This window comes from Kaistella jeonii (assembly GCF_000812865.1).
Classification (GTDB): Bacteria; Bacteroidota; Bacteroidia; order Flavobacteriales; family Weeksellaceae; genus Kaistella; species Kaistella jeonii.
This window is the reverse complement of sequence record NZ_JSYL01000001.1, coordinates 271,918-296,520: the sequence shown is the minus strand read 5'-3', so window position 1 is coordinate 296,520 and position 24,603 is coordinate 271,918. Positions and strand designations below refer to the sequence as shown.

Here is a 24,603-nt window from a genome sequence, read left to right as displayed (position 1 = left end):
GTCGGGCTGCAAAAGATTCCACTTAATAAAGAATCTTTTAAAAAATGTAAAATACAGAGAAAATAACTTTTAATCTTGGACTTCCATTTTCGGACTTCCATCTTCTAACTTCAAAAAATATGAATAACGCAATTGCATCTCATCCAGAACCGACCAATACAGTAAAAGAAACCCTCGGAAAGCACATGCTTGCAGACGGTTTTGATTTTGTGATGGACATTGAAAATTCTCAGGGTTCCTGGATTCATGACCGAGTTACAGGCAAAAATTATCTCGATATGTTTTCCATGTTTGGTTCCGCTTCCATTGGTTACAATCATCCTTATTTGGTGGAAAGATCAGCTTGGTTAGGAAAAATGGCAATCTATAAGCCAACTTTAGCCGACGTTTATTCGGAAGAATTTGCAAATTTTATGGAAGTTTTCGAAAGAGTAGCTATTCCAAAAGAATTGCAGTATGCGTTCTTTATTGAAGGTGGAACGATGGGTGTAGAAAACGCTATGAAAGCTTGCTTCGACTGGAAAACACGCAAGAATTTTGAAAAGGGACTCGATTTGGAAGCTGGAATCTGTATCCATTTTAAACAGGCTTTTCATGGTAGAAGTGGTTACACTTTGAGTTTAACAAATACTTCTGATCCACGAAAATATCAGTACTTTCCAAAATTTGACTGGCCAAGAATCATCAATCCACATTTGAACTTTCCAATTACAGAGGAAAATTTAGCACAAACCATCAAAAATGAAAATTTGGCACTTTTAAATATTGAGGAAGCCATTCTTTCGAATCCTAATAAAGTTGCGTGTATAATTATTGAGCCAATCCAGGCAGAAGGCGGTGACAATCATTTTCGAGATGAATTTTTTGTTGGTTTAAGAAAAATTTGCGATGATAATGAGATTTTATTAATTTTTGATGAAGTACAAACCGGGATCGGTTTGACCGGAAAGATGTGGGCTTATGAACATTTTACTGCAAAACCCGATATTATTTCTTTTGGTAAAAAAGCTCAGGTTTGTGGAGTTTTGGCGAATAAAGAAAAATTTGATGAAATCCCGAATAATGTTTTCCAGGAAAGTTCCAGAATCAACTCTACTTTTGGTGGAAATTTCATTGATATTCTTCGTTTCCAATTGATAATGGAAGTTATTGAGAAAGAAAATTTAGTTGAAAATGCCAGAATTGTCGGTGAATATTTATTGGAAGGTTTGCAAAAATTACAAGCACAGTTCCCTGATAAAGTTTCCAATGCAAGAGGAAGAGGTTTAATGTGTGCGATTGATTTGCCGACAGGAGAACAGCGCGACCGTTTGCGGGAAGTTTTATATGATGATGGTCTAATTATCTTAGCGTGTGGTGATCATTCCATCCGTTTTCGTCCACACCTAAATGTCAGTAAAGAAGAAATTCAGATGGCATTAGATAAAATAATTGCTAACATTTCTAAAATTTAAAAATAAGACCTATTATAAATCAACCATAATCTGCAATTGATGAATTTTTAACATTTTTGATGAAGTTTCAGTACTAACGATATTGATTTCCTAGTGAAAATTTGGATAAAACGTAAATTTTTAATATATTGTGATTTCAAACCCGAAATTATTATGGCAAGAGAAACGAGAGTATCAGTATTTGAAAGTGAAAAACCTTCGGAAATTCAGTTAATTAAATCGAAATTGGAAGCGCAAGATATTATCACTTTTGTAAATGACAAATACATGTCATTTACCACCACACCGACTGCAAGTATGATTAAATTAATGGTCAATTTACGTCAGGAACAAGAAGCGTTCAAAATAATCGACGCTTACTTACGAGAAACAGAATTAAATTTTAGCAATCGTAAAAATTAATCTTATTAATTTAAATTTTACGTTTTACATCAATCGAAATCTTTTTATAGGATTTCGATTTTTTTTTAATTTTTTCGAAATGTAGATCTTCAGAAGGAAATGTCAAGCAGCCTAAATCCCAGATTTAACAAAATATTAATTGAACTCAGGTTTATAGTTTATCTTTCATCAGTTTGATAAATACCGAAGGTTTCAAATCAAATTTCCTGCGAAAATTATCTGAAAAATTTTCAGCACTCGAAAATCCAGCAATGGAGGCAAGTTCTTTTACATCTTTATTAATATATTTCATATCATTTTTAAGATGATCAATAATGAAGTCTAAACGAAGATCACTAATATAAAGTGCAAAATTTTTCCCTTTATAAGTGTTGATAATTTTCGAAAAATACGTAGAATTAGTGCCTAATTCCTCGCTTAAAGATTTTTGCGAAACCTGAGAATCCAGAAATTTATTTTCATTTTCAAAAATTTCCAGTTGTTTCAAAATATTTTCTACAAAAACAGGATTGAGTCCTGGGATTTTATTATAAAATTCGTAATCAAATTTCTGTTGATGTTCGTAATCAAGAGATGCTGTAATTAATTTATCTTCTTCTTTTTCGATTTTATTTTGCTGTGCGATAATTTCCTCAAATCTTTTCTTATAATTTTGCTTTTCCTTTTGAATGCGGTACCCAAAAAGTAAGAACCCAATTACAAGAATCGTTACTAAACTTATAAAAATAATTCTTTGATTTTCTAGTGTACTTTCAATTCTGTTTTTTTCTGATACCAATTTTTTAGTATCATATTCTTTTACGATCCTTCCATAAAGATATTTGTAATTCTTCTCATAAGATCTATCCAGAATCATCAGTTTATTAATATATTCCAACTGTTTTTCTTTATTACCTGTGGAATTGTAATACTTAATAAGCACTTCGTACGCTGACCTGAATTGAGGATCGAGCTTTTTAGTTTTATTATAATGTTTATCAATCTCTTCTAGATATTTTATCGCTAATTTTTTTTTGCCCGTATTCCAATAAGATAATCCCAGGTAGAAAACTTCAGTGTTATGTTCCCATTGGTCATTATACAATCTAATAGCTTCAGAAAATTTAGATATAGCAGTATCATAATCTTGCGAATAATAAGCATCAGTACCTTCAGAAGAAATAAAATAAGGAATATATTGTGTGAGTTTATTTTTTTGAAGATAATCGAAAGCTTCTTTTAAAAGGATTTTGTTTTCTTGAAACTGACCTAATTTTGTATTAGAATCAATCAGACTCATTAGAGAATAAATATAATATACTTCATAATTTTTCCCTAAAGATGTTTTTTTTTGTAAATTATCTTTAAAAAATTTTAAGCATGTAAAAAGCTCTTTATTAGCATCTTCATACTGCCCGAGATAAATTTTATTTTGAGCGATGTAGTAAATGGTTTTATTAAAAATATAGGCATCACCAGATTCTTGTGATAATTTATTTGCAACCAAAACATCATCCAGAGCCTTTTGATAAAATTCCTCGGACATATTTATATTACCACGATTTAAATATGCATCTAATAATATTTTTTTAATCTTCGATTTTTTTCCCGTAATCAATGCACTGTCAGCATATTTTAAATTTAAAGGATAAGTGCTGGTAATACTGGCATACCGATAGGCGTAAAATAAAGCCTCTGTATTGTTTTCTTTTTTAGATTTTTTGATGTAGAAATTGATGAGTTCCCACATTTTTGCAGGATCATTGCTGTAATCATCTATCTTCTTTTCAATCTCTTCATTAGTTAAGTTTGAATTCAAAACAGTCTGAGCATGAAAATTTGTAGAAAAATTTAGGGTAAATAGAAATAAAAAAGCTAAAATATATTTCAACTGCATAAGACCTTAATATGATGAACGTTAGTGAGATAACTTCTTTTTATTCACTTAATTTACAATATTACTGCATTTTTTTTTAAAAAACACCAAATAATTTACAATATGCTTGTGATTTTTTATAAACTAACGGTTGTTTTTTTTGTTTGATATCTGCTTACTAACATACATTTGTAAAAATTAAACGTATGAAAAGATTAGCACTTATCGCAGCAGTAGTTTTAACTACAATAACATTACAATCTTGCAGACAATCTGATGATGTATTATCTCCTGAAGAAACAGCAACTTTACAAAGAGTACAAGATTCCTCAAATAATTTATTACAGAAAGATAATGCTAATAATTTAAATACTGACCAAAACAATAATCCAGCTTCATTAGTCGATGGTGAAATTGTACCGCCACCAAAAAAATAACGTCTTTAGTTAAATAAATTTTTTTTTCATCATTTGTGTTGGTTCTTCCGTGAATTTATTCGCGGAAGAACTGTGTTTTTATAGAACTGCGTAATATTTCTATAATTCCTTATTTTATTAAGTTTCCTTATTTTTGTATATTTGTAAAATATCCCTTTGTTATGCAAGAAACCTATATTCAAACTCGAGAAATCTCTTTTGAGGATTTTAAAAAAAACATATTAGAAGATTATAAACTGGGCAGAATTTCGCGTGAAATGTCCTATTTAGGAAGACGCGAAGTTTTAACAGGGAAAGCAAAATTCGGAATTTTTGGCGACGGAAAAGAATTACCACAATTGGCGATGGCGAAAGTTTTTAAGAATGGTGATTTCCGATCTGGTTATTATCGGGATCAAACTTTTGCGTTAGCAATCGATGCAGTCTCTGTTGAAAGTTTCTTCGCTCAGCTATATGCTGATACAAGCGTTGAGCGTGAACCAGCTTCTGCAGGACGACAAATGAACGGCCACTACGCAACCCGCAGTTTAAATGAAGATGGAAGTTGGAAAGATTTAATGAGTCAAAAAAATATTTCTTCTGATATTTCTCCAACAGCAGGACAAATGCCAAGATTACTTGGACTAGCTTTGGCTTCGAAAGTTTATAAATCAGTAAAATTTGAAGGTTCAGAAAAATTTTCTAACAATGGAAACGAAATTGCTTTTGGTACCATTGGAGATGCGTCAACTGCGGAAGGTCATTTTTGGGAAACTTTAAATGCTGCTTGTGCATTACAAGTTCCGATGATTACTTCAATTTGGGATGATGGTTACGGCATTTCTGTTCCTACACAAAACCAAAGAGCAAAAGCTGATATTGCAGAAATGCTTTCAGGTTTTCAAAGAAATGAAGGCGAAAATCAAGGTTGTGAAATTATTCAGGTAAAAGCCTGGGATTATCCAGCACTACTAGATGCTTACGCAAAAGCAGAACATTTTGCTAGAACAGAAAGTGTTCCGGTTGTTGTTCACGTTATTGAAGTAACTCAACCTCAAGGACATTCCACTTCCGGTTCTCATGAAAGATATAAAAATGAAGAGCGTTTAAAATGGGAAGGTGAATTCGACGGCTTGTTGAAATTCAGAGAATGGGTTCTTAATTATTCTATAGAAATTGAAGATACTGAACAACAATTAGCAACCCTTGAAGAGCTGGAGAAAATCGAAGCAAACGCAAAGAAATTTGTTAAAGAAGGTCAGAAAAAAGCCTGGGAAAATTATCAGAAAACCATTCAGCATTTAAAAGGGGAAATTCTTCCTTTAGTTGAAAATTTAAAATCTCAAAATGCCGAAGTTGTTGTAGAATTAGAGAAATTTAATAAGATAATTACGATTGCAAAAAAAGATATTTTTCATTTGATAAGAAAGTCTTTGTTTGCAACTAGAACAAATCAAAGTTTAGAAAGAAAAAATCTGCAAAGTAAATATGAAGAGCTTTTTGCAGTAGAAAAAGACAATTATTCTTCGCACTTATATTCACAATCCGAATGGAAAGCAACTAATGTTAAAGAAATTGCGCCAATTTATTCCGACGCTTCAGAAACGGTTGATGGTAGAGTAGTCGTTCGAAATAATTTTGATAAAATTTTCGAAAATTATCCTGAATGTTTAATTTTCGGAGAAGACGCTGGAAATATAGGTGATGTAAATCAAGGATTAGAAGGACTTCAGGAAAAATATGGCGAAGTACGAATCGCAGATACCGGAATTCGTGAAGCTACAATTCTTGGTCAGGGAATTGGAATGGCAATGCGTGGTTTAAGACCAATTGCTGAAATTCAGTACTTGGACTATATTTTATACTGTCTTCAAGGAATGAGTGATGATTTGGCAACGGTTCAGTACCGTACAAAAGGTGGGCAAAAAGCACCTTTAATTATCAGAACTCGTGGTCACCGATTAGAAGGAATTTGGCATTCAGGTTCTCCAATGGCGGGAATTCTTAATCTTTCAAAAGGTATTTTAGTTCTCGTTCCAAGGAATTTAACGAAGGCTGCAGGATTTTATAATACTATGTTGAAATCTGATGATCCGGCTTTGATCATTGAATGTTTGAATGGATATCGTTTGAAGGAAAAACAACCTGATAATTTAGGAGAATTTACGGTTCCTGTTGGAAAAATTGAAGTTACCAAAGAAGGTAATGACGTGACTCTAGTAACTTACGGATCAACCTGGCGATTGGTGATGGAAGCTGCTCAGGAATTAGAAAAAATTGGAATCTCCGCAGAAGTGATTGATATTCAATCTTTGATTCCATTTGATTTAAGCCATGAGATTGGTGAAAGTGTTAAAAAAACGAGCAGATTGGTCGTGATTGACGAAGATGTTGAAGGAGGTGCAACTGCATGTATTTTACAGCAAATTTTAGAAAAACAGAAAGCATTCAGATATTTAGATTCCGATCCATTAACCATTTCTGCAGAAAATCACCGTCCACCGTATGGAAGTGATGGCGATTATTTCAGCAAGCCAAGTGTTGATGATATGGTTGAGAAAATTTACGGTTTATTTACGGAAACAAATCCGGCGAAATTTCCGAAGATTTAATAACTACAATTCACTTTGTCAAAATTTAAGATCTTAGACAAAGTTTTTTTAGAATCAACCCTTTTAGCATTTAAAATGCTGAAAGGGTTTTTTAATGAGTAATAGATTAGAATTAACATTTATTTAATTATAACTAGGAATGGCTTTAGCTCGCTTCCTTTCGTTTAATAAAGAATTGGCTTCTACCAAAACTTATCTTTACAATCTAATTTTCGAAGTTGATAAAATAAAAGATTAAAATAAACTTTCAGTAAGTATTGAAAGTTCAATAATATTTATTACATTTGTAATAGAAATTCAAACCAATCAAAATGAAACTCGCAGAAGCTAAAGAACAATACATTCAAACCTGGGGAACTTTCGCAACCAATTGGGGAATTAATAGAACCATGGCTCAAGTCCATGCATTGCTATTGGCGAATGGAAAAGCACTTTCAACAGACGAGGTAATGGAAGAATTACAAATTTCGCGTGGAAATGCAAACACAAATCTCCGGGCTTTAATGGATTGGGGAATTGTAAAGAAAGAATTGGTTAAAGGAGAACGAAAAGAATATTTCTCCGCAGATAAAGACGTTTGGTTTCTTTTTAAACAAATTACGAAAGAGCGCAGAAAAAGAGAGATTGAACCAATCATCGATTTTCTGGATGGATTAAAAGAAATTGAAGACAACGATTCCGACGAAGCAAAAGAGTTTATTAAACTCATGAATGATTTTGGTAATGTCACCAGTAAAATTAATAATATAATGGATTTGGCGATCAAGAGCGATGAACATTGGCTCGTTGGTAAGATCACGAATCTTTTAAAATAAAAAGAAAGGAAGAAATTCCTTTTTTATTTCCTGCCTATTTTCACTAATTACTGAAAGTATAAAAATTTAAATAAAATGAAAAATATAATCTTTAACTGGTTCTTCCATTTTATCTTCAAAAATTCCAAAAGAACAAAATCAGATTTTCTTCCATTTTAAAATTCTTAATCATGAAAAATCTCGCCGACCATAGTTTACTTTACGACAAAGATTGTCCAATGTGCAATGCTTATTCCAGCGCATTTATCAAGTGTGGAATGTTGGAAAAAGAAGGTCGAGAAAACTTTTCAGACATGTCAGAAAATAATAGACTGATCATTGATTACGATCGCGCTAAAAACGAAATTGCACTCATCAATCATCAAAATAATGAGGTTACGTATGGTTTAGACAGTTTGTTGTTGATCATAGGAAACTCATTTCCTTTCCTGGAAAAAATTGGACGTCTTCAACCCGTTTATTGGTTTTTTAAAAAATTATATTCCCTGATTTCATACAACCGCAAAGTGATTGTTCCGTCTTCAAAAATCATCACTGAAAAATCTTGTGTTCCAAGTTTCAATTTAAAATACAGAGTTTTATATCTTATTTTCGCAACGCTACTTTCTTCCTTTATCTTTGGGAAATTTTTAAGTCAAACTTTCTCTGGAAATTTGATAACTGAAAAAGTGTTTTTATTGATGATGGCTTTACTCTTTTGGCAAACGCTATTTACAAAAGCATTTTCAAAAGAAAAGTACTTTGAGTATATCGGAAATTTAATGACTGTAATTTTAATTTCAGCTTTAATCACAATTCCTTTTTTATATTTAAATTTTAGAATCGAATCAACTTATTATTTTGTTGCTTTTCTACTAATTTTTACAATCTTTGAAAATTTAAGACGGTCGAGAATATTGCGACTAGGCTATAAATCAACAATGTCATTAGTCTTATTTCACTTATTCATTATTGTTTTTATTGCTGTGTAAAGTTTTTATTAATAGCTACAAAGTTTTAAAATTTAGTATCAATCAAAAAAATATCAAAATGAAAATTATAATCGCAGGTGGAGCCGGATTCTTAGGCAAAGAATTAGAAAGTTTTTTCCTCTCAAAAAATAATCAAGTACAAATATTGACAAGAAATCCAAAAAATAAAAACGACATTTATTGGGACGGAAGAACAGTAGGAGATTGGAAATCTGATTTGGATAATGCCGATGTTCTCATTAATCTCGCAGGAAAATCTGTCGATTGCCGCTACACTGAAAAAAACAAGAAGGAGATTTTATCTTCCAGAATTGAAAGTACGAAGATTCTACAAGAGGCGATCGATCAGTGTGAAAATCCACCGAAAATTTGGTTGAATGCAAGTTCTGCAACGATTTATATCCACTCAGAATCCAATTTGAATACCGAAGAAAACGGAATTATTGGAGATGATTTTTCGATGAATATCTGCAAACAATGGGAAGCAGCATTCTTCAAAAAAGAGAATAAGAATGTTCGCAAAGTTGCGCTGAGAACTTCCATAGTTTTGGGTAAAAACGGTGGTGCTTTTCCAAAATTTGTCCAGATCTCTAAATTAGGTTTAGGCGGAGCACAAGGAAAAGGAAATCAATTAATGAGCTGGATTCACATCGAAGATTTCTGTAAAGCGGTAGCATTTATTATTGATAATGAAAATATTAAAGGCTCGATAAATGTAACCGCTCCAAATCCTTTGCCTAACAAAGAAATGATGACTTTACTGCGCAAAAAAGTAAAAGCTCCATTCGGAATTCCGGCTCCGGTTTGGCTTCTTGAAATCGCTGCAATTTTTATCAAGACCGAAACGGAACTGATGTTAAAAAGTAGAAATGTATTTCCTAAAAAATTAATAGATGCAGGCTTTGAATTTAACAATCCCAACTTTAACAAAGCCTTGGAAACTCTCATTTAAACCTCAAAAAATTTCCGTAAATTCGCATCAAATTTTTAAATAATGAACTACGATATTATTGTCATCGGAAGTGGTCCCGGTGGATACGTTACGGCAATCAGAGCCGCACAATTAGGTTTTAAAACGGCCATTATTGAAAAAGAAAGCTTGGGCGGAATTTGTTTGAACTGGGGTTGTATCCCAACCAAAGCATTGTTAAAATCTGCACACGTTTTTAAATATTTACAACAAGCCGAACAGTACGGTTTAAATAAAGTAGAAAATCCAGGATTTGATTTTACCAAAGTAATCCAGAGAAGTAGAGGAGTTGCCACTAAAATGAGTGGTGGAATCGCTTTCTTGATGAAGAAAAACAAGATCGATGTCATCATGGGAACTGCCAAAATTCAAAAAGGTAAAAAAGTTTCGGTAACCGATAAAGACGGAAAAGCAACTGAATATTCAGGGGAACATATCATTATCGCAACGGGAGCTCGTTCCAGAGAATTGCCAAATATTCCGCAAGATGGAAAAAAAATAATCGGATACCGTCAAGCGATGGTTCTTCCAGAGCAGCCGAAATCAATGATCGTTGTTGGTTCAGGTGCGATCGGAATTGAGTTTGCTGATTTCTATAATACGATGGGAACGAAAGTGACCGTTGTAGAATTCATGCCAAACATTCTTCCTGTGGAAGACGAAGACTCTTCAAAACACGTGGAGAAATCTTTGAAAAAATCAGGGATTGAAATCATGACCAGCGCTTCCGTAGAATCTGTTGATACTTCAGGAAACGGCGTAAAAGCAACCGTGAAAACTGCGACTGGAACCATTACTTTAGAAGCAGATATTTTACTTTCAGCCGTTGGGATCGCTTCCAATATCGAAGGGCAAGGTTTCGAAGAAGTTGGTATTCAGACTGACAAAGGAAAAGTTTTGGTGAACGAATGGTACGAAACTTCTGTTCCGGGCTATTATGCGATCGGTGATATTTTGCCAACGCAAGCTTTAGCGCACGTCGCGTCCGCAGAAGGAATTACCTGTGTTGAAAAGATCAAAGGCCTTCACGTAGAAAAAATCGATTACGGCAATGTTCCGGGATGCACGTATTGTCATCCGGAAGTGGCGTCTGTTGGTTTAACCGAGAAGCAGGCGAAAGAAAAAGGTTACGAATTGAAAGTTGGTAAGTTCCCGTTCTCAGCTTCCGGAAAAGCTACAGCCAACGGTGATACCGATGGTTTCATCAAAGTAATTTTCGATGCGAAATACGGCGAATGGCTGGGTTGTCATATGGTCGGCGACGGCGTTACCGATATGATCGCAGAAGCAGTTGTGGCGCGTAAATTAGAAACAACAGGTCACGAAGTTTTAAAATCAATTCACCCGCATCCAACCATTTCAGAAGCAGTGATGGAAGCAGTTGCCGCCGCTTATGGCGAAGTGATTCACATCTAATATAAACGATTTATAGATATATGAAACTCCAGTGTTGAACTGGAGTTTTTTTATTTGGAAAGGTTTGGTAATGATTATTATTTGGGCAGCTTAATCCGTCTTCCACTCCCGCTTTTTTGTTCCACTTCGTTTCACAAAAAGAGCTCCGTTCAAGCCGGGCTGCAGAAAGAGAGCGTCAAATAGATAAATTTCCTTCGCTGCCCAAAGTTTCCAGACTTTGAGCGATGATAATCAAAACATATCATCAAGTTACAGCTTCTCCTTTTTCTATCAGTACTATTTCATCCATAAAATTATACCATTAAACTATAAATTAAAATGTAAAGCTGATAAATTAAAGCTTAATACAAATAAATTTAAGTTTAATGCAGATAAATATCAGTTTAATACTTATAAATATCAGTTTAATACGTATAAATATAAGTTTAATACGTCTAAATATAAGTTTAATACGTCTAAATATATGTGTAGTACGTTAAATTATCAGTGTTATACGTAAAACAATCAGCTTAAGATGTCAAGAGATCAGCTTAACACCTAAAATTTGAACCTTTCAAATTTTAAACTAAGATAAAATGCTCCCAATATCAATTGTTTTAGTCCTATTGACCATCAATAGCAAATTATACGAAGCCTTGCATTACATAAACTGAAACAAAATCGCAGAATTGGTCTATGGTTTCTTACTTTTGACTCAATTTTAATCATGGAAAAATACGATCTTGGTTTGGTTCTTTCTGGTGGCGGTACAAAAGGTCTTGCTCACGCCGGAGTTCTGAAATTTTTGGCTGAAAAAAACATCAAAGCTGATGTTATGGCGTGTTGCAGTGCAGGTGCGATTGTGGGTGCGTTGTATGCAGCTGGAAAATCAGGAGAAGAAATTTTAAATTTTTTTAAATCGGTCTATTTTTTTAATTGGCGACATTTTGCATTCAACAAACCTGGATTGGTTTCCTCCACCATCTTTTCAAATTATCTGTATCCTGTTTTTAAGGACATGACGATGGGAGACCTTGAAATAAATTTGAAAATAATCGCCACAGAATTGGTTTCCGGTGAGCAGAAAATATTTGAAGGAAAAGATAGAATCGTGGATGCAGTTATAGCTTCCTGCTCGATCCCTGGAATTACGGTTCCTTATATTGTTGGTAATGAAATGTTCAGCGATGGCGGAGTTCTGAATAATTTTCCCGCAGATATTATTCATCATGATTGTAAAAAATTGATCGGTGTTTATGTTTCGCCCCCGCAAGATGTAGAATTAGGGGATCTGAATACCATAAAAGCGGTCACAACCCGGGCGTACGAATTGATGTCTCATCGAACCGAAATTCACAAATTTTCCTATTGTGACTGGATTATTACGTCTAAAAAACTGGCGAATTATGGCACTTTTGAAAGAAAAGCCAACCGACTCGAAGAAATTTTCGACATCGGTTATCAGGCTGCAAAAGATTCTTACGAAAGTTTTAGCCTTTAAAAAATATATTTCCAATAGACTAGAATTCCGGTGCAAATTGCCGCAAACGACATCAAAACTACTGCTCCTGCGGAAATGTCTTTGATGATTTTGATGCGTTCGTCAAATTCAGGTTGCACAACATCACAGATTTTTTCAGCTGCTGTATTTAAAATTTCCAAACTTAAAACTGCAAAACTGACAATTAAAATTAAAGCAGTATCCGTCGCATTTAATTTCAAGAAAACGATAAGGAAAAGATTCAGGATGAGTCCGAGTATTTCGAGCTGAAAATTTCTCTCTGATTTTAGCATCCAAAAAACGCCCGAGATTGAGTTTAAAAAACTCTTGTAAAAAGGAGGTTTTCTCATTACCAGCTTTTATCGATCATGTAAATTAATTGTCCCATTGCAACGGCTCCTAATAATAATTCTCTGCGGTTCACCTTGTCAAAAGTATCTTCATCGGAATGATGTATATCAAAATATCGTTGTGAATCAGGAACTAATTCCGCCAAAGGAACGCCGAAAGGTTCCATCGGTTCGATATCCGTTCCGGCATATTGCATATCGAAATTATAAACGCCGTATGGTAAAAAAAGATTTTTCCAGGACTGAACTTGCTTTCTTTTTTCGGGAGTCATTACCAAGGCAATTCCGCGCGGTGTAAAACCACCACCGTCAGTTTCTATTGCAAATAGATGGGTTTCGTTATTTTTCTTGATATTTTCCGCGTATTTGTTTCCGCCTTTCACTCCGTTCTCTTCATTGGCAAAACAGACTACACGAATGGTATGGTTATTTTTCAAACCCATTTTCTTGAAAGTTCTCAGAATTTCGATGCTTTGAACAATTCCGGCGCCGTCATCTTGCGCACCTTCACCAACATCCCAGGAATCTAAATGTCCACCAACGACGATGACGCTTTTATCTTTGTTTCCGGTGATTTCGCCAATAACAGAGTGGGAGAGTTTCTCGCCCTTCATCGCACAGTTTGAATTGAGTTTTGCAAATACTTTTTGAGATTTTAGAGTTTTTTCCAGTTCGTCGGCACTTTTTGGTCCGATTGCAACAGCGGCGATCTTGAAAGTGTCATCTTCATCATATCTCATCATTCCGGTGTGTGGAACATCATCAAACGCGGAAGAAAGTGAGCGAATAATTACGGCTTTTGCACCTCTCTTTCCAGCCCACGAAGCTGCACTTCTTCGGTATTTTCCGGCATCACCATAAGCTTGTCCGGTGCTGATAAATTTTTGGTTAAAAGCATAATTGAAGAATACAATCTTGCCTTTGATAGCAGCATCGGGTAGTTTATCAAAATCTTCTTTGTTTTTCACAAAGACGATCTCCGCTTCCACATCTTTGCCTTTTGTTCCTTCAGAATTACCGAGAGAAAGCATTCTTAAAGATTTCCACTTTCCATTTTGATCCTTAATTTGAAGAGATTCTTTGCCTCGTTCCCAAACTGGAACCATTACTTCTTCTTTCCAAACTTTATCTGCACCGGCTTCTTTTAATTTTAAAACCGCCCAATCTGTGGCTTTTTCGTAAGCTTCAGAACCGCTTAAACGGTGACCGATATTTTTTGTAAGTTGATGTAGATTTTTATAAGCCGTTCCATTGACCAACATTTCGTCGGCAATATTTCTAAACTGTAGGGAGTCTTGTTGGCTTTGAGAAAATAAAATTCCGCCCAAAAAGAGCGGAAGTATTTTTATAATAGAATATTTCATAGGGTTTCAAAATTGATAGACCCAAATTTAAAAAAAAATAATAACAATAAGTAGAATTATTATTTCATGTCATACATCACCAAAGCAGTAACCAACTTCGGTTCAATATAAGTGCATTTTGGAGGCATCACGATTTTGTTGTCGGAAACTTTTAGTAAATCATTGAAACTTACCGGGTAAATTCCAAATCCTACTTTATATTCGCCAGAATCTACGTTTTCTTTTAAATCGATAATTCCTTCAACTGCAGAATTTCCTTTGCAGTAGGTGATTCTCTCAGTCGTTTTCGGATCTGAAATTCCCAAAATATTTTTAAAAACAAATTCTTCAAGGAGGAAATGGTCAAGATCATTTAGATCACTTTGTTTTTTTCTAACATCATGTTTCACATGAAGAGAATAAAATCTCCCACCCAAATACATCGAAATATGGAACTTCTGTGAAGGATAATACGGAGTTTCTCCCTTGTCATGAACCAAAAAAGTTTCTTCAATCTTCTTTAAAAACTCATCTTCAGAAAGTCCGTTCAGGTCTTTTAAAAGTCTGTTATAATCGTGAATTTTGATGGACTGATTGGATACAATATAACTAAAGACAAAATTGTAATGTTCTGTGCCGTTGTGTTTTTTATTTTTATCCTGAAGGTGTTTTGCATTTAAAGCGGTAGAACCAATTCGGTGATGACCATCTGCAATATAAAATGAATCTATTTGTTCGATAACATCTTTGAATTCCTTCATTTTCAAACGATTATCAATACGCCAAACTTTGTGTCGGGTTCCGTGATCATCTAAATAATTGAGTATGGGAACATTTTTTTCTTCGTGATTCATCAGCAATTCCACTTTCGGATTTGCGATATAGGTCAGCAGAACAGGTTCTGCCTGAATATTCACTTTTTCTAAATAATAAGCGAGTTTTTCCTTTTTCTGAGTGAGGGTAGATTCGTGCTTTTTTATTTTCCCATTCCGGAAATCATCGACACTTACCAAACCCAAAAGTCCACGAAATACGGATTTATTAGGCAAAAACTGCTCATAAAGATAATAAGAAGAGGGATCCTGCACGACAACTTTATCGTCAAGTAGTTCTTCGAAATTAGTTCTTATTTTTCGCAAATTACGATCAACATCTTTAGATTTGCTCACAACATAAGGCTTTATCATCTGAATATATGATGATTCCGTTTGCGCTTTTTTGTTGATCTCTTCCTGAGAAAAATTATCCAGAGGATGAGTGGGAAAAATTTCAACGAAGTCTTCACTTGGTCGAACGCCCCGAAAAGGTTTGAAGATAGGCATTGTGTATTCTATAGTTTCGTTTTAATTGCAATAATTTGATTAGCCAGTTCGGTTCCGATCTTTTCCTGAGCATCTAAAGTATTTCCACCTAAATGTGGAGAAAGTGATAGATTTGGATTCATCAAAAGTGGAAGTTCGGGAGCGGGTTCATTTTCAAAAACATCTAAAGCTGCACCTGCAACTTTTCCGGATTCAATCGCTTTTAGAAGTTCAACTTCATTTAGAACGCCACCTCTTGCAGTGTTTACAATAAATACGCCATCTTTCATTTTTTGAAACTGAGGTGCGTCTAAAATATATTTTGTCGTTTTTGGCGTGTTGATGCTGATAAATTCGGTATCCTTCAAAAACTCATCCCAATCCTGCGTAGAAGTAATTTCGAAATCTACATACTGACCATCGAAAAAGCTTAATGATATTTTTTCCGTTTTTGGTTTTCTGGTCAAAACTTTTACATTCATCCCTAAAGAAATTCCCATTTTGATAACCTCTTTTCCGATTCCGCCAAAACCAATTACGCCTAAGTTTTTACCTTCTAATTCTACTGCTTTTGAAAAAGATTTTTTCATTGCAGAAAAATGAGTATCGCCTTCTAAAGGCATTAATCTATTGGATTCGTGAAGAAATCTTGCTAAAGAGAAAAAGTGTGCAAAAACCATTTCAGCCACTGATCTTGAAGATGCATTTGGCGTATTGATCACAAAAAGTCCTTTTTCTATGGCGTATTCAACGTCGATATTATCCATTCCGACACCGCCCCGTCCGATAATTTTCAAACTTGAACAAGCGTCTATAAGCTCTTTTCTAACTTTCGTGGCACTTCTTACTAAAAGAACATCAACTTTATTTTCATTAATAAAATCAACAAGTTGCTCCTGAGAAACTTTGGCATCTATAAATTCGATTCCTGCTTCCAGTAAAGCATTTTTTCCTGATTCTGAAATTCCGTCGTTTGCTAAAACCTTCATATTTTATAATTTAACAAGTTCAAAATAGTTTTTGAATTTGTTAGTTAATATTTTTCATTACGTCTACCAAAACCTGAACACTTTCTATCGGTAACGCATTATACATACTTGCTCTGTACCCTCCAATACTTCTGTGACCATTTAATCCATTGATTCCGGCAGCTTTCCAGGCAGCATCAAATTCGTCTTTTTTACTTTCATCTAATAATTTGAAACAGGCATTCATTAATGACCGGTCTTCTTTCACACAGAACGTTTCAAATAAAGGATTGCGATCGATCTCATCATATAATAATTTCGCTTTGGCTTCATTTCTAATTTCGGCAGCTTCGATTCCGCCATTATTTTCTAAATGTTGCAAGGTAAGAAGCGTTGCATAAACCGGGAAAACCGGCGGTGTATTGAACATTGAATCTTTTGCGATATGCAAAGAATAATCAAGGTAAGAAGGAATATCTCTTCCAGTTTTTCCTAAAACACTTTTTTTCACCACTACCATTGTAACTCCGGCTGGTCCCATATTTTTTTGAGCTCCAGCGTAAATAATATCAAATTTTGAGAAATCGATCACACGGGAAAAGATATCTGAACTCATATCGCAAACCATCAAAGTATCGACTTCTGGGAAAGATCTCATCTGCGTTCCGTAAATGGTATTATTGGAAGTACAGTGAAAATAATCATATTCACTTCCAACTTTATAATCTTTTGGTATAAATGAATAGTTTTCTGCTTTTGAAGAACCTACAACATCAACTGTTCCTAATTTCTTAGCTTCTTTAATCGCTCCTGCTGCCCAAGTTCCGGTATCCAAATAAGCTGCTTTACCATTTTCGCTTTTCATTAGATTAAAAGGTACCATTAAAAACTGTAAACTCGCACCACCACCAACATAGATCACTTCATAATCATCGTCCAATTTCATCAATCTTTTTACAATTGCTCTGGCTTCATCCATTACGGGAACAAAATCTTTGCTTCGATGAGAAATCTCGAGAAGTGAAAGACCAATTCCGTTGAAATCTAAAATTGCTGCGGCAGATTTTTCGAAAACTTCCTGTGGCAGAATGCAGGGACCGGCGCTAAAGTTGTGTTTTTTGCTCATTTTTTAAGTTTTATAAATTCTTTAAAGTAGATTTTAAATTGACATCAATTAATAAAAAGTCTATAAAAAAAATGCCCACAATAAGTGAGCAGAATTTTTATTCTCCGTGCAAAAATGCTTTTTTCTGGAGCAAGCTCTCCTCAGATTCTACATGATCTTCATCCGGGATGCAGCAATCTACAGGACATACTGCAGCACATTGCGGTTCCTCATGGAAGCCCATACATTCCGTACATTTATCGGTTACGATGAAATAAACATCGTCGCTCACTGGTTCTTGGGGTGCATCTGCATCGATCATTAAACCCGATTTCATAACGACTTTTCCTTTCAGTGCAGTACCATCGGAAGCTTTCCAATCTACTGCACCTTCATAAATCGCATTATTCGGACATTCTGGTTCACAAGCACCACAATTTATACATTCGTCTGTTATTCTGATAGCCATTGCTACTTTATTTTTTAGATTTGTACAAAATTACTAAAATTCCGCCAAATTCCTACATAATGAATAGAGAAAAACAGATTTCAGGACTTAGTCAACTGAGTTTTTATATTAAGAGTTTCTTAGAAACGAAACCTGAAAATTTTAATGAAAGTGATGAAAAATTTGCAGCATTGTTGCGAAAATCAGAAATTGAAAATTCATGGTTCACTCAAGAGAGTCAGCGATTTGCCTTAAATCAATGGGCTGATTTACTGACCGAAAAAAATTTAAATGACTGGCTTTCAAAATATAGACCTTCAAACATTCCGAAAAAAGTAGGATTAATTTTGGCTGGAAACATTCCGATGGTCGGCTTTCATGATATAATTTCTGTGATCTTGAGTCAAAACATTGCTTTAATTAAATTGTCATCGAAAGACAAAACGCTTTTGCCTTTTTTATTGAGTAAATGGCAGGAGTTCTCTGAAGGAAATATTCAATATGAATTTGTAGAAAGATTGACCGATTTTGATGCGGTGATCGCTACAGGAAGCAATAACACGGCGAGATATCTCGAATATTATTTTAAAGATCATTTAAGTATCATCCGAAAAAACAGAACGTCGATCGCGGTTTTAAAAGGAGACGAAACGGAATCAGAATTGCAACTTTTAGCAGAAGATATTTTCCGTTATTATGGATTAGGTTGTAGAAATGTGACGCGACTTTTTATTCCGGAAGATTTTGTAATTGATGCTTTGTTCGAGAATTTTTTAAACTTTAAAGAAGTTATCAATCACAATAAATATGCGAATAATTACGAATACAATCGCGCGATCTATCTACTGAATCAAGAGCGTTTTTGGGATAATAATTTTGTGATGTTGAAGGAAGATGAAGCTTTATTTTCTCCACTTTCTGTTTTGAATTTTACGCGCTATAAAAACTTAGATGAAGTCAAAAATTTCATTGAAGAAAATGAAAAAGACATTCAGGCGATTGTGGCAAAACCGGAACTTGGCTTAGATTCTATTGGCTTAGGAGAAGCGCAAAATCCCGACCTTAATTGTTTTGCTGATAATGTAAATACTTTAGAATTTTTGAGTGTAATTTAAATTTTTTTCTATATTCGCTTATTAAATTTTTAAAAAATGAATTCATCTGTGATTATTTCCCACGCTGCCGAATCTGAAAGAGCAGAATTTTACAAAAAAACGTACACTCATGTTGCAATGGCAATTTTGGCGTTTATCGTTGTCGAAAGTTTTCTACTCAAAGTTGTACCGGAAGAATTAATTTTAAAAATGCTGGGAGGTCGATTTATTTGGCTCGGAATTTTAGGCTTATTTTGGCTGGGTTCTTATGTCTCCGAAAAATGGACGTTATCACAAAGCAGATCGGTACAATATGCAGGTTTAGGATTTTATGTCTTGTTGGAAGCGGTTATCTTTTTACCACTAATTTACATCGCAGCGAGTTATTCCGGTATTGAAATTATTCAACAGGCGGGAATGATTACGTTAGCGCTTTTTGCAGGATTAACTGCAGTTGTTTTTATGACAAATAAAGATTTTTCTTTTCTGCGAACAGCAATCGTAGTAGGTGGATTTATCGCTTTAGGATTAATTGTTGCGGGTGCTATTTTTGGTTTCAATTTGGGACTTTGGTTTTCGGTAGGAATGGTCATTTTGGCGAGTGCAAGTATTTTATATCAAACAAGTAAATTAAAAGACACGTATTCTACGGATCAATATGTTGGAGCGTCGCTACTTTTATTTTCTTCCGTGATGTTGCTGTTCTGGTATATTTTAAGAATTTTAATGTCGAGAAGAGGTTAGAATTTAGAGATTACTAATTAGAGGTTTTTAGTTGCATTTGGGTTTTTTCTTTGTATGTTTTCGAAGGTATATTATTTCGGTGAGCGAGTTTGTGTTACCATAGGTTTTAAAGAGGTCGCTCCTACGGAGCTTCACGGTTAATATTTGAATTTCTACAGATACAAAGAGTCAACTCCTACGGAACCGTCCAAAAATAGCCAATTTGTTCACATATTTATTACTTAAAAAGACACTCTTTAAAACCTAGAATTTTTTGGATTCAACAGTGTTTGAAAAATCATTACATTTTCCCCAAATGCACCTTCAATTCTGTCCGTGATATTGATCAATTCAATTTCAATAAAATCTTGTCGCTTTTCCACATTATCAAAGACCAGTAAAAGATTGGTATTTTTTCCTTCGCTGATCATTTCACTTTCAACTTCAGAGAGAATGTATTTTTCAACATCAATTAAATCCTCCACCATTTGATGAAGATCTTTTTTCATATAGTTTTCCCAGTCTTTAGATATGTTTTCGGTCGTGTGAAAAGTAAGGCTTAAAACGCTCATTATTTTTAACTTTTTTTATGATTTTGATACTGAATTGAGAGGCAAAAATCGGTAAATTTTTCGTAAATTAGCACGTTATTAAAAACAGAAATTCATGAACTTTCAAGACGATTTATAACTGCTTGAATTTCATTCTATTAAAAAAGATATATGCATACAGAAGGAGAAAGGTTAATTCCTATCAACATTGTTGATGAAATGAAATCCTCTTATATCGATTATTCGATGTCGGTAATTGTTTCCAGAGCGTTACCCGATGTAAGAGATGGCTTGAAGCCCGTTCACAGAAGAGTTCTTTACGGTATGTACGGACTCAACGTTTTTTCAAACAGAAAACATTTAAAGTCAGCCAGAATTGTTGGAGACGTTCTTGGTAAATATCACCCACATGGAGACTCCTCCGTTTATGATGCGATGGTGAGAATGGCGCAACCCTGGAGTTTGCGTTATCCATTGGTTGACGGACAGGGTAACTTTGGTTCAATGGATGGTGATCCGCCTGCAGCAATGCGTTATACCGAAGCAAGATTAAAAAAGATTTCTGATGAGATTTTAGCTGATCTTGATAAAGATACAGTAGAATTTCAAAATAACTTTGATGATTCAATGACGGAACCTACCGTTATGCCAACAAAAATTCCAAACCTTTTGGTGAATGGGACTTCGGGGATTGCAGTAGGAATGGCGACAAATATGGCGCCCCATAACCTAACGGAAGTTATTGATGGAATCTGTGCATATATCGACGATCGCGAAATCACGATCGATGAATTAATGAAGCACATCATTGCACCCGATTTCCCAACTGGTGGGATTATTTATGGTTATGATGGTGTTCGTGACGCTTTACATACCGGACGAGGAAGAATCGTGTTACGTGCAAAAGTAGGCTTTGAAGAAGTACACAACAGAAATGCTATTATCGTTACCGAGATTCCTTATCAAGTGAATAAAGCGGAAATGATTGCAAGAACTGCAGAATTGGTTAAAGATGAAAAAATCTCAGGAATTTACGAAATCCGGGATGAATCAGACAGACAAGGAATGCGTATTGTTTACGAACTGAAGAATGATGCGATACCGAATGTAGTGTTGAACATGCTTTATAAGTATACGGCATTGCAAACTTCATTCAGTGTTAATAATATTGCCTTGGTTAAAGGGCGACCTGTTCAGTTAAATGTGAAGGATTTAATTCTTCATTTTGTTGATCACAGACATGAAGTAGTTGTTCGCAGAACAAAATATGATTTAAGAAAAGCACGCGAAAGAGCGCATATTCTTGAAGGTTTCATGAAAGTGATAGGAACTCAGGATTCTCTTGATAAGGCGATCGCAATTATTCGTCATAGTGCAAATCCTGCAGAAGCGAAAGAAGGTTTGATTACTGAATTTGAACTTTCCGATATTCAGGCACAAGCAGTTCTTGATCTTCGTTTGGCGAGGTTGACAGGAATGGAACTCGACAAAATTCGTGCAGAATACGACGAGATCATGGCTTTGATCAATGATTTGGAAGATATTTTGGCAAATGAGCCTAGAAGATATCAGATTATCAAAGACGAACTTTTAGATATGAGAGAAAAGTACGGCGACGAAAGAAGAACGGAAATCGATTATTCAGGTGGCGAAATGTCCATCGAAGATCTAATTCCGGATGAAAAAGTTGTTTTGACGATTTCTCATGCAGGTTATATTAAAAGGACTTCTCTTTCAGAATATAAAGTACAAAGTAGAGGTGGAGTTGGAAACAGAGCTGCCACAACAAGGGACGAAGATTTCTTAGAATATATTGTAGCAGCAACCAATCACCAGTACATGCTCTTCTTTACCGAAAAAGGAAAATGTTTCTGGTTAAGAGTATTTGAAATTCCGGAAGGATCTAAAATATCCAAAGGTAGAGCCGTTCAGAATCTGATAAACATTGAACCTGATGATAAAATTAAAGCTTACATCCGAACCAATGATTTAAAAGATCAGGAATATATCAATCAGATGAATGTAGTGATGATTACCAGAAACGGAACCATCAAGAAAACATCATTAGAAGCATATTCAAGACCGAGAGTTAATGGAGTAAATGCTATTGAAATTAGAGATAATGACCAGTTATTAGGTGCAAGATTAACAGATGGAAATTCTGAGATCATGATTGCTACGAAAGATGGTAAATGTATTCGATTCCCTGAAGAAAAAGCCAGAGCAGTTGGACGTGGTTCCATCGGTGTTCGCGGGATTACCTTAGCAAAAGGCGACGAAGTTATTGGTATGATAGTTGTGAACGATGTGCAGAATGAAACCGTTTTGGTAGTTTCTGAGCGTGGTTACGGTAAAAGAACAGCAGTTGAAGATTACCGGATTACCAACCGTGGTGGAAAAGGAGTTATTACCTTAAACATTACAGAAAAAACAGGAAATCTGATCGCAATTCAAATGGTAACCGATGATGATGGTTTAATGATCATCAATAAATCTGGAGTTGCCATCAGAATGGGAATGGATGAAATGCGCGTGATGGGTAGAAATACTCAGGGAGTGAAAGTCATTAATCTTAAAAAGAATGATGAAATCGCTGCCATCGCTAAAGTTGAAATGGATAAAGATGTAGAAGAGATCATCGAAGAAGATGCTGAAGCTTTACCAGGAGAAGTAGACAGTAACCTTGTTGAATTTAGTGATTCTGAACAAACCGGCGATAATGCGATCAGCAACATTGGCGATGAAAAGGAATTGAAAAAGATAGAAGAGGAAGAAGAAAAAGAAAAAGGGGAAGAAGGTGACTCTGATTCCGAAGATTAACTAATCAATTTTTTAATATTAAATATAATGAAAAAAATATTTTTAAGCATCGCATTAGTTTCTATGACTTTTGCACTTGCACAAAAAAAGGAAATCGCAGCAGCGGTCAAAGCGATTGATGCAGGAGATACTGCGACAGCAACTGCACAAATATCTGCTGCAGAAGCTGCGATGGGAGGTAAAACAACTTCGTTGGAACCTTCCGTTTTAGAGCAATATTATTATGCAAAAGGACTGTCTCTTTTGAAAGCTGGTAAAAATGCAGAAGGCGGTACTTACCTGGCGAAAATGAGTGAACTTGGGAAAACTAAAATTTACTCTGGGAAAGACAGCTCGAAAAATAGAGTCTATTTCGTAGGAAAAGAAGAAGCTGACAAATCTGGAATCCAGGGATTAAAAGAGGAAACCTATACTTCAACTTTAACAGGTAAAATTGCAACTACGATTAATCCTTTAATTGAAACTGCAAACAAATCTGCAATGGAGTCTTATAATGCGAAAAATTATTCGGTTGCAGCTCCGAAATTTCTAGAAGTGTACAACCTTCTAAAAGCTGGTGGTGACGATAACAAACAATTTCTGTATTATGCAGGATTAAATTATGCACTTGCCGGCAACAAAGAAGAAGCGATCAATCTTTACAATGAGTTGATTAATTCTGGCTTTACAGGAGTTCGTACAAACTATACTGCGAAAAATAAAAAGACAGGTGAAGTAGAACCAATAGACAAAACTTCTTGGGATCTGTATAAAAAAATGGGGACAACTTCTGAGTTCTCTGATTTCAATGTAGAAACTTCTAAAAGTATCGAAAACGAACTGTATGAAACCAACGCTGCGTTACTTATAGAAGCAAACAAAAACGAAGATGCTTTAAACTTGATTGAAAAAGGTTTGAAAAAATTCCCAACGAGTGCTAAACTTACAGAATTGCAGGGAACCGCTTATTTTAAATCTGGTAAAATGGATGAATTTATAGGCAACCTGAAAACTCAGATTACAAAGAATCCGAATGACGCGAATGCATGGTACAATTTAGGAGTTTTGCAGAGCAAAAATCCAGCTACTGAAGCAGATGGAATTGCATCTTACAAAAAAGCAGTCGAATTGAAACCTGGTATGGTGCAAGCTTGGCAAAATCTTACTTACATCACGATGGGCGATGATGCAAAAACAATCGATGATTATAATGCAGCCAAAAAAGCAGGAAAAGCAGAAGTTGCTAACAAAATTATCGAAGGTAGAAGAGCAAGATTAGCGGCAACATTACCTTTTGCCGAAAAATGGTATCAAAACGATGCGAATAATATCGACGTTGTAAAATTGCTCAAAGGTTTATACCTGTCCGGTAAAAACGACGCAAAGTTTCAGGAATTCAAAAAGAAAGAAGCAGAAATGGCTGCAGCTCAGAAATAAGATCTACTTCAAATAGATTGAAACAAAGTATATCGAATTCATTTTCGGTATACTTTTTTTTGAACTAAGGTGTCCTCAAATTATACATAATTC

The 24,603-nt window shown here is 34.8% G+C and carries 21 protein-coding genes; 13 read left to right on the top strand and 8 right to left on the bottom strand.

Annotated elements, in window-relative coordinates:
• Positions 1-119 precede the first annotated feature (119 nt).
• Positions 120-1,454, top strand: a complete 1,335-nt coding sequence (gene lat, locus OA86_RS01280; protein WP_039347591.1) for an L-lysine 6-transaminase — start codon at positions 120-122, stop codon at positions 1,452-1,454.
• A gap of 153 nt (positions 1,455-1,607) precedes the next feature.
• Positions 1,608-1,856: a DUF2007 domain-containing protein gene (locus OA86_RS01275; RefSeq protein ID WP_039347587.1), complete on the top strand. Its 249-nt coding sequence runs from the start codon at positions 1,608-1,610 to the stop codon at positions 1,854-1,856.
• Positions 1,857-2,007: 151 nt separating this feature from the next.
• Here OA86_RS01275 and OA86_RS01270 read toward each other — a convergent pair whose 3' ends face one another.
• Positions 2,008-3,732 (bottom strand): helix-turn-helix domain-containing protein, encoded by a 1,725-nt coding sequence (locus OA86_RS01270; RefSeq protein WP_039347583.1) that lies wholly within the window; start codon positions 3,730-3,732, stop codon positions 2,008-2,010.
• Between the two features lie 185 nt (positions 3,733-3,917).
• Between OA86_RS01270 and OA86_RS01265 the strand changes: the two genes are divergently transcribed.
• From OA86_RS01265 to OA86_RS01235, 7 genes are all read left to right on the top strand, one after another.
• Positions 3,918-4,148: a hypothetical protein gene (locus OA86_RS01265; RefSeq protein WP_039347580.1), complete on the top strand. Its 231-nt coding sequence runs from the start codon at positions 3,918-3,920 to the stop codon at positions 4,146-4,148.
• Between the two features lie 161 nt (positions 4,149-4,309).
• Positions 4,310-6,739 (top strand): alpha-ketoacid dehydrogenase subunit alpha/beta, encoded by a 2,430-nt coding sequence (locus OA86_RS01260; protein ID WP_039347578.1) that lies wholly within the window; start codon positions 4,310-4,312, stop codon positions 6,737-6,739.
• A gap of 311 nt (positions 6,740-7,050) precedes the next feature.
• Positions 7,051-7,554: a GbsR/MarR family transcriptional regulator gene (locus tag OA86_RS01255; protein WP_039347575.1), complete on the top strand. Its 504-nt coding sequence runs from the start codon at positions 7,051-7,053 to the stop codon at positions 7,552-7,554.
• 170 nt (positions 7,555-7,724) lie between these two features.
• A complete protein-coding gene (locus tag OA86_RS01250) occupies positions 7,725-8,525 on the top strand; it encodes a DCC1-like thiol-disulfide oxidoreductase family protein (protein ID WP_052257329.1) in 801 nt (266 codons plus the stop codon).
• A 58-nt stretch (positions 8,526-8,583) separates the two neighbouring features.
• Positions 8,584-9,477, top strand: coding sequence for a TIGR01777 family oxidoreductase (locus tag OA86_RS01245; RefSeq protein WP_039348347.1), 894 nt, complete (start codon positions 8,584-8,586; stop codon positions 9,475-9,477).
• A gap of 42 nt (positions 9,478-9,519) precedes the next feature.
• Positions 9,520-10,911 carry a dihydrolipoyl dehydrogenase gene (gene lpdA / locus OA86_RS01240; protein WP_039347572.1) on the top strand — a complete coding sequence of 464 codons (1,392 nt, stop codon included), beginning with the start codon at positions 9,520-9,522 and terminating at the stop codon, positions 10,909-10,911.
• A gap of 706 nt (positions 10,912-11,617) precedes the next feature.
• Positions 11,618-12,391 carry a patatin-like phospholipase family protein gene (locus OA86_RS01235; RefSeq protein ID WP_039347569.1) on the top strand — a complete coding sequence of 258 codons (774 nt, stop codon included), beginning with the start codon at positions 11,618-11,620 and terminating at the stop codon, positions 12,389-12,391.
• On the opposite strand, the gene OA86_RS01230 is transcribed toward OA86_RS01235, so the two are convergent.
• The 6 genes from OA86_RS01230 to OA86_RS01205 form a co-directional block, all read right to left on the bottom strand.
• Positions 12,388-12,741 (bottom strand): diacylglycerol kinase family protein, encoded by a 354-nt coding sequence (locus tag OA86_RS01230; RefSeq protein WP_039347566.1) that lies wholly within the window; start codon positions 12,739-12,741, stop codon positions 12,388-12,390. The genes OA86_RS01235 and OA86_RS01230 overlap by 4 nt on opposite strands.
• Entirely contained in the window at positions 12,741-14,105 is a 1,365-nt protein-coding gene (locus OA86_RS01225) for a M20/M25/M40 family metallo-hydrolase (protein ID WP_039347563.1), read from the bottom strand. The genes OA86_RS01230 and OA86_RS01225 overlap by 1 nt, the downstream gene beginning before the upstream one ends.
• A gap of 59 nt (positions 14,106-14,164) precedes the next feature.
• Positions 14,165-15,406 (bottom strand): DUF1015 domain-containing protein, encoded by a 1,242-nt coding sequence (locus OA86_RS01220; RefSeq protein ID WP_039347560.1) that lies wholly within the window; start codon positions 15,404-15,406, stop codon positions 14,165-14,167.
• Positions 15,407-15,414: 8 nt separating this feature from the next.
• A complete protein-coding gene (locus OA86_RS01215) occupies positions 15,415-16,374 on the bottom strand; it encodes a D-2-hydroxyacid dehydrogenase (RefSeq protein ID WP_039347557.1) in 960 nt (319 codons plus the stop codon).
• Positions 16,375-16,414: 40 nt separating this feature from the next.
• A complete protein-coding gene (gene serC / locus OA86_RS01210; RefSeq protein WP_039347554.1) occupies positions 16,415-17,479 on the bottom strand; it encodes a 3-phosphoserine/phosphohydroxythreonine transaminase in 1,065 nt (354 codons plus the stop codon).
• A gap of 97 nt (positions 17,480-17,576) precedes the next feature.
• On the bottom strand, positions 17,577-17,927 hold the full coding sequence (locus tag OA86_RS01205; protein WP_039347551.1) for a 4Fe-4S binding protein: 351 nt from the start codon (positions 17,925-17,927) through the stop codon (positions 17,577-17,579).
• A 59-nt stretch (positions 17,928-17,986) separates the two neighbouring features.
• Between OA86_RS01205 and OA86_RS01200 the strand changes: the two genes are divergently transcribed.
• Together OA86_RS01200 and OA86_RS01195 are read left to right on the top strand one after the other, a co-directional pair.
• The gene (locus OA86_RS01200) at positions 17,987-19,021 is read left to right on the top strand and encodes an acyl-CoA reductase (protein ID WP_039347548.1); all 1,035 of its coding nucleotides are present in this window, start codon (positions 17,987-17,989) and stop codon (positions 19,019-19,021) included.
• A 36-nt stretch (positions 19,022-19,057) separates the two neighbouring features.
• Positions 19,058-19,744 carry a Bax inhibitor-1/YccA family protein gene (locus OA86_RS01195; protein WP_039347545.1) on the top strand — a complete coding sequence of 229 codons (687 nt, stop codon included), beginning with the start codon at positions 19,058-19,060 and terminating at the stop codon, positions 19,742-19,744.
• 236 nt (positions 19,745-19,980) lie between these two features.
• Here the strand turns inward: OA86_RS01195 and OA86_RS01190 are convergent, their stop codons facing one another.
• Entirely contained in the window at positions 19,981-20,295 is a 315-nt protein-coding gene (locus OA86_RS01190) for a DUF4286 family protein (protein ID WP_039347542.1), read from the bottom strand.
• Between the two features lie 150 nt (positions 20,296-20,445).
• On the opposite strand from OA86_RS01190, the gene gyrA reads away from it, so the two are divergent.
• Complete coding sequence (gyrA, locus tag OA86_RS01185; protein WP_039347539.1) at positions 20,446-23,094, top strand: DNA gyrase subunit A; 2,649 nt, start codon at positions 20,446-20,448, stop codon at positions 23,092-23,094.
• Between the two features lie 27 nt (positions 23,095-23,121).
• The gene (locus tag OA86_RS01180) at positions 23,122-24,510 is read left to right on the top strand and encodes a tetratricopeptide repeat protein (RefSeq protein WP_039347536.1); all 1,389 of its coding nucleotides are present in this window, start codon (positions 23,122-23,124) and stop codon (positions 24,508-24,510) included.
• Positions 24,511-24,603: the final 93 nt, after the last annotated feature.